Annotated in this window: 9 protein-coding genes; 8 read left to right on the top strand and 1 reads right to left on the bottom strand. The window is 33.8% G+C overall.

The annotated features are described in order from the left end of the window. Window positions 1–269 (bottom strand): MarR family transcriptional regulator (locus ACLR96_RS09345; RefSeq protein ID WP_412265736.1); only part of this gene is annotated, 269 nt, incomplete at its 3' end. Between the two features lie 524 nt (window positions 270–793). Between ACLR96_RS09345 and ACLR96_RS09340 the strand changes: the two genes are divergently transcribed. The 8 genes from ACLR96_RS09340 to ACLR96_RS09305 all read left to right on the top strand — a co-directional run bounded on the left by ACLR96_RS09340 (window position 794) and on the right by ACLR96_RS09305 (window position 5204). Beyond that, a complete protein-coding gene (locus tag ACLR96_RS09340; protein ID WP_177268657.1) occupies window positions 794–1081 on the top strand; it encodes a type II toxin-antitoxin system Phd/YefM family antitoxin in 288 nt (95 codons plus the stop codon). After that, a complete protein-coding gene (locus ACLR96_RS09335; protein WP_177268655.1) occupies window positions 1065–1382 on the top strand; it encodes a type II toxin-antitoxin system RelE/ParE family toxin in 318 nt (105 codons plus the stop codon). Before ACLR96_RS09340 ends, ACLR96_RS09335 begins: the two co-directional genes overlap by 17 nt. Window positions 1383–1781: 399 nt before the next feature. Next, window positions 1782–1967 (top strand): hypothetical protein, encoded by a 186-nt coding sequence (locus tag ACLR96_RS09330; protein ID WP_177268653.1) that lies wholly within the window; start codon window positions 1782–1784, stop codon window positions 1965–1967. Window positions 1968–2086: 119 nt separating this feature from the next. Then, window positions 2087–2314, top strand: a complete 228-nt coding sequence (locus ACLR96_RS09325; RefSeq protein WP_177268651.1) for a recombinase family protein — start codon at window positions 2087–2089, stop codon at window positions 2312–2314. A gap of 75 nt (window positions 2315–2389) precedes the next feature. Next, entirely contained in the window at window positions 2390–2533 is a 144-nt protein-coding gene (locus ACLR96_RS09320) for a hypothetical protein (RefSeq protein WP_177268649.1), read from the top strand. Between the two features lie 18 nt (window positions 2534–2551). Continuing rightward, window positions 2552–4123, top strand: coding sequence for a recombinase family protein (locus ACLR96_RS09315; RefSeq protein ID WP_177268647.1), 1572 nt, complete (start codon window positions 2552–2554; stop codon window positions 4121–4123). Continuing rightward, window positions 4110–4943, top strand: a complete 834-nt coding sequence (locus ACLR96_RS09310) for a D-alanyl-D-alanine carboxypeptidase family protein (protein WP_412265741.1) — start codon at window positions 4110–4112, stop codon at window positions 4941–4943. The genes ACLR96_RS09315 and ACLR96_RS09310 overlap by 14 nt, the downstream gene beginning before the upstream one ends. A 24-nt stretch (window positions 4944–4967) precedes the next feature. Beyond that, on the top strand, window positions 4968–5204 hold the full coding sequence (locus ACLR96_RS09305; protein WP_177268643.1) for a putative Se/S carrier-like protein: 237 nt from the start codon (window positions 4968–4970) through the stop codon (window positions 5202–5204). The last annotated feature ends 95 nt before the right edge of the window (window positions 5205–5299 follow it).

The following is a 5299-nucleotide window of genomic DNA, read 5'->3' as shown; positions in this document are numbered from 1 at the left end:
TGTTTATCCCGTCCTCGTCCCTGTTTTAGATAAATGTATCCCTCTTGTACCAGCTTTCGAATGGAAGAATTGACTGTCTGTTTATTTTGAAAAGCTTCGTGGCAAATATCCTTTTGCAGACAGCCATCTCCCAGATCGTAAAGAATATAAAAGATACAAAATGCACTATCCGAAATCCCCATTTTCAACGCTGTCTCATGGTATAATTCATCAATTTCTTTGTCAAATTTGTTGAAATCCCGTTGTATTTCACTTGCTTTTCCCTGCATAAACTTACCTCCTTAGTACGATTTCATACTTAAATGGCTTTCATTATAGTATGAAATCGTACTCATAGTCAAGTATGTTTTCATACTTGACTATGAATTTTTCCTTAAATATAGAAAACCAACTGGGGTAGGACAGTCCAAAAGATCATCACGCTCCAGTTTCACTTACTACCAGCATTAATGGATTGGAGATTTGACATAAAAGAAAGTTTTAGACAATATTTTTGAAGAGAATGTGGATAAAAGGCATTATGTGTCACTTGAAATAATTGCAAAAAGGAAAGCGAAACGTACAGCTTTGATTTGAATAAATTTCCTGCAAAATTCATAGATATGCTTGCGAAAGAAATTGTGTATATGATGGCAATGAAATCTTCCGTGTCTTTAGAGGTCAACGGATGGGAACAGATTTTTGCAAAATGTGTTGGAGCTGAGTGGATAAGATAAATATATTTGATCTCATAGTCGTAAAAAGATATAATATATATATAATATTGATATGAAAATAAAGGGAGAGTTAAGCTATGAATATTCGACCATCTGCAGCCATCCGTCAGAACTATAACGAGATTGCCGATATGTGCCGAAAGACCGAAGAACCGGTTTTCCTTACCAAGAACGGTGAGGGCGATTTAGTCGTTATGGACATTGAAACTTACAACCGCAGGGAAAAAATGCTGAAGCTCCGTGAAGAACTGCTTGCTGTCGAGGAAGATAGGATACGTGGAAGCAAAGGATACTCTGTCGATGAAGTCGCTGCTATGATGCGTAGTGCAATCAAGGAGGCGTCAGATCGTGGAAAAGCAGAATAAATACCATGTGATTGTATCGAAACGGGCAACGCAGATGCTTGTTTCATACGCCGCATTTCTGGCACAGGTTAGTCCAGAGGTAGCGGAACGCTTGACTGTAGAGTTTGAAAAGACAGCAAATTCATTAGAACTGATGCCTCAGAGATGTCCGTGGCTCACAGGGAAATATATCCCCAGAAATGCCTACCGTTTTATCCTGTTTGAAAAACGTTATATGATAATTTTCCAGATAATTGATGACATCGTTTATGCTGACTATATAGTAGATTGCAGACAGGATTACAGATGGCTTATCAAATAACAACAGAGTATTGGAATGTTTTATCACATGCGGGCAGATCGTTGTTCTCTATGGAGATGAACTTGCCGCTGTCCTCTCTCTGTTGCCGGAATAGATACAGGAGGAAGTCTTTCAGTACAGTACACAGAAGTAAATCCGTGCGGAGTACGAACAGACCAGACGGTATACCCGGTTTACCTTAAAAAGGAAGTCATCATTTAATGAAAAAGGCAATCGGATTGAAGTGATTCCAGTATACAATGCCGACATACCAATCTTAAATAGGCTTTCTTTGTATTGAAAGAAGTGTATATTATGTTAGAAGTATATCCTGCTATATTTCATGAAGAAGATGGATTTTAGGCTGAATTTTCTGATTTTCCGGATTGTAATAGCTGCGGAAGTACATTATAGGAGACGATGGGGCCTTGCGTAAGAAGTTCTTGGACTATACTGGCAACTTTAGTAGAAGATGGTCAGGAAATACTGAAGGCATCAAATTTAAAAAATATTGGAACTGATGCCTTGGTTTCGTATATTTCTACTGATATGGATAAGTTTTGGAGAAATAATAAAGCGGTGAAAAATTTTAAAGAATGGCAATAATAAAATGATAAATGGCAGCTGTGATAGTTGCTATTTTTTATGCAGATTATTCTGGTAAATAAGTCAATAAACTTATAATGCCTCTAAATAATATTTATATAAATTTGGAGGTAATGAGAATGATTAAATGTGGATATTCAAGAGTAAGCAGTAAAGAACAAAAACTTGAAAGACAAATTGAAGCTCTTTGTAATTTAGGTATGAAAAAAGAAAAAATTCATTTTGATAAGCAGTCGGTAAAAGATTTTAATCGTACTGCGTACAAAGAGCTTTTAAAAGTTGCAAAGAAAGATGACATTATCATTATAAAGTCTATTGATAAGTATAGTATGAATATTTATATTTAGTAAGTGTTTATTATGTGAATAATTACCTTTATTTATTAATATATTGTAAACGTATAAACAAATAGGAGGTTTTGTATGAAAAATGAAGTGAAAAAAGAAAATGAATATAACGTAAATGTAAAATATGGTAATCGGCCATTAAATGAATGTATGGAAAACGTTATTCAAAAGTTAATTTTAAAAGCTCAGCTTTCTAAATTAAACAATTCAAAATCTTAATACTGAGAAGGAGGAGGAATGAAAAGTAGAGCTGCAATTTATTGTAGGCTATCTAAAGAAGATATTGAAAAAAAAGAAAGTGATTATAGTGAATCTATAAAAAATCAAGAATCGATGCTAATTGAATATGCAAAACAACATAATTTTAGGATCGCAAAAATATATCGGGATGATGATTATAGTGGATTATATGCTGATCGTCCGGAGTTTAATAAACTTATAGAGGATGCTAAATTAGGACGTTTTGAAATTGTTATTGCAAAAACTCAAGCAAGATTTACAAGAAATATAGAGCATTTAGAAAGATACCTTCATCATGATTTTGTTGAATGGGGAATACGTTTTATAGGTGTTGTAGATAATGTAGATACTAATGTTTTAGGAAATAAAAAAGCAAGGCAAATAAATGGATTGATAAATGAATGGTATTGTGAGGATTTGTCTGCTAATATAAAAGCGAGCTTTCGTATTAAGCAGCTTAGAGGCGAATTTATAGGTTCGTCAGCTCCATATGGATATATTAAAGACCCAAACAATCATCATCGTTTAATTCCAGATGATTATGCAGCAAATGTAGTAAGGTTTATTTTTTCACTTTATTTGGCCGGGATGGGTAAAAGTAAAATTGCAAGAATTCTTACAGAAGAAGGGGTTCTTAGACCTGCTATCTATAAAAGAACACAATTAAAGCAGAATTATTATAATCCACATGAGAGGGAGTCAGATAAATGTTGGGTTTCTCAAACTGTGAAAGGGATTTTAGAAAATGAAGTTTATATTGGAAATATAATTCAGAATAAGGCAGTAAAAACTTCATTTAAGTCAAAACGTAAAAAGACAGTGGACAAGAAAGATTGGATTAGAGTTGAAAATACACATGTCCCTATAATAGATAAGGTTACATTTGAGATGGCTCAGGAGATTAAACGTAAGAAAAGTGTTCCTGTTAAAGCTATTGAAAAAGATGATTCTATTTTTGCAAGACGATTATTTTGTGCAGATTGTGGAAAAACGATGGTGCGAGCTCTTACCAGAAGTAAAAATAAACCTAAAGAAAGATATTACGTATGTAAAACTTATAAAGCTCATGGGAATTTAACATGTACAAGCCATAAAATTCATGAAAAAGTTTTGATAGATATAGTTTTATCTGCTATACATAAAGAAGGAGAGCGGATTTTACAAGAAGAAGAAATTGAAAGGATAAAATCTATTGAGTTTAAAAAAGTAGTTTCTAATATAGAAAGTGAATTAGAGCATGTAAACGATGAGTTAAAAAAGCTTAATACATATAAAGAAAAGCTTTATGAGAGCTATATAGATAATATAGTATCAAAAGATGAATATCTTCTTTTAAAGAAAAAATATAATGATCAAATAGCCTTTTTTAAAAATAAAATTGAGCAATTACAAAAGAAAAAAGAAAATTCGTCTGATGAGCAGGATCTGGCTTTAATCAGATGGATTAATAAATTTAAAAATCATATGTCAATTGATACTCTGAATAAAGAAGTTGTATCGGAATTAATTCAGAGAATAGAAGTTCACGAAAATAAAGAAGTAGACATATTATTTTATTTTCATCAGTAAAAATTGTTCCCAAACTATAGAAAAATTAAACGCTACCTGTGTTGCTCTCGCAGAGCATCTTAGTGGAAGTGTGGAAAGTTTCGTGGAGCTGATGAACCAACGTGCAAATAAAATGGGTCTTAAGGATAGTCATTTTGTGAATACCAATGGCCTTCCTGTAGCAAAGCATTATTCCTGTGCATATGATATAGGAATGATATCCAGAGAGCTTATGAAATTTGAAAATGCACGAGAATGGTTTACGGCATGGCAAGAAGATATCAAGGTAGGACTTCCCGGAAAGGAAAGCAAATTTACCCTGACTAATACAAATAAGTTAATCAGAAATTATAGCGGAGCAATAGGTGTCAAGACCGGTTTTACACAGGATGCAGGTTATTGTCTTTCAGGTGCTGCAGAAAGAGATTCAACAAGACTTATAGCAGTGGTACTTGGGTGTGAAACGAGCAAAATAAGGTTTGCCGAGATGGCGAAGCTTCTGGATTATGGATTTGCCAATTATCAGACAGTGCAGTTTGCTGAAAAAGGTGAGAAAATAAAGGATGTATCTGTATCGAAAGGTGATGAAGTAAAATTTTCTGCTGTAGCTGAAGATGATCTGGGAATCACAGTAAAAAAAGGCAGTAAGGACAATATAAAGAAAAAAATCGAAATATATGATGATCTCAAGTTACCAATAGAAAAGGGTGGAAAAGTGGGCAGTATGATCATATATAACGGAGAAGAAAAAGAAGCCGAATATGATCTTGTTTCTGATAGAGAGATAAAGCGTGCAGATTTTATGACTACATACATTCGTATGATTAAAAAACTTATATAAATCTGATAGATGGGAGGAATCCCTTTGAATAATAAAAAATGCTATCTTTTCTTTTCCGGCTATTATGTTGTTTCTACGGCATCACAGCTTTTGGCAAGGTATCAGGTGAGCAATAGAATCGTCAGAGCACCGGTATATCTGAGAGACAGTTGTAATTTTGCAGTTCTTATCGATGCTGAAGACGAACAGCGAAGTCTTACATTACTCGAAAAAGCAAAAATAGCCCTTGAGAAAAAAGCCTATACGGCCAAAACTATGTAACTAAATAGAAACTCAGAAAACAAATGCGTTTTCTGAGTTTTTTTATGACCTGCCCGTATCTATGATACGGCGCGCAGGTCAAACACAGAAACCAC

It is taken from the genome of Lentihominibacter sp. (assembly GCF_046951855.1).
Lineage (GTDB): Bacteria > Bacillota > Clostridia > Peptostreptococcales > Anaerovoracaceae > Lentihominibacter > Lentihominibacter hominis.
The sequence above is the reverse complement of the archived record's forward strand: the minus strand, read 5'-3'. Positions and strand labels throughout refer to the sequence as shown.

Bases quoted from the DNA above. Each gene is read 5' to 3' on its own strand.
- ACLR96_RS09315 (WP_177268647.1), top strand. From the start codon at position 2,552: ATGAAAAGTAGAGCTGCAATTTATTGTAGGCTATCTAAAGAAGATATT.
- ACLR96_RS09320 (WP_177268649.1), top strand. From the start codon at position 2,390: ATGAAAAATGAAGTGAAAAAAGAAAATGAATATAACGTAAATGTAAAA.
- ACLR96_RS09325 (WP_177268651.1), top strand. From the start codon at position 2,087: ATGATTAAATGTGGATATTCAAGAGTAAGCAGTAAAGAACAAAAACTT.
- ACLR96_RS09330 (WP_177268653.1), top strand. From the start codon at position 1,782: ATGGGGCCTTGCGTAAGAAGTTCTTGGACTATACTGGCAACTTTAGTA.
- ACLR96_RS09340 (WP_177268657.1), top strand. From the start codon at position 794: ATGAATATTCGACCATCTGCAGCCATCCGTCAGAACTATAACGAGATT.